Annotated in this window: 1 protein-coding gene; it reads right to left on the reverse strand. The window is 67.3% G+C overall.

Annotation, left to right across the window (positions count from 1 at the left end; all coding sequences use genetic code 11):
• Positions 1–21: 21 nt before the first annotated feature.
• Positions 22–585 (reverse strand): hypothetical protein, encoded by a 564-nt coding sequence (locus FNX44_RS27450; protein ID WP_143651644.1) that lies wholly within the window; start codon positions 583–585, stop codon positions 22–24.
• Between the last annotated feature and the right edge of the window lie 69 nt (positions 586–654).

The raw sequence follows: 654 nt of genomic DNA on the forward strand, positions 1-654 counted from the left end.
GCCTGAAACCCCGCCCCCACCTCAGTCCTTCGTCAACGACAACTTCTCCGGCGGCACCTTCGGCTCCGGCTTCACCAAGGACACCTTGGGTCTCCGCCGCCGGCTGCGCCACTCCACCAACCACGCCACAGGTCCCAGCGCGACCATCGCACACAGCAGCGTCACGATCCCGATCACAAGCGAGTACAACGCCCACTGGAACCACGCGCCGCTGCCGGACATGATGGCCGCGTCCGGGTCCCGGTTTGTGATCCGCCCAGAGGTGTCGCCGGACACGAGCCGTGCTTCCTTCACCTCGTCGATGGTGCAGCCGCCCGGCACGGACACCCGAAGAGGGGCGGCGCCGTCCTCAGGAGTGAAGCTTCCCCGGCATCGGCGGCCGAGGAAGCCGTCCATCCCATCGCCGGTGTCCCTGCCGGGTTCGACGGTCCCCGGCTCGCCGAAGGTCCCCTGCGCTGCCCGGTAGTAGTTGACGCTCTTGCTCGCCGTGGCCCAGAACATCTGGCCGAAGCCAACAGTCCCGACAACACACAGCGCCCACACCACACACAGGCCCAGGCAACTGCCGGAAGTCTTCGTGCTCATGCCATCTGAATCTACCTGGTTTGCCCGCCGCCTCCGCCCCGCCAACTCCCGCTACCCTCACACCCCATG

It is taken from the genome of Streptomyces alkaliterrae (assembly GCF_007097205.2).
Taxonomy (GTDB): domain Bacteria; phylum Actinomycetota; class Actinomycetes; order Streptomycetales; family Streptomycetaceae; genus Streptomyces; species Streptomyces alkaliterrae.

Excerpts from the sequence above, each read along its gene's own strand:
- FNX44_RS27450 (WP_143651644.1), bottom strand. The coding sequence starts at position 585 with ATGAGCACGAAGACTTCCGGCAGTTGCCTGGGCCTGTGTGTGGTGTGG.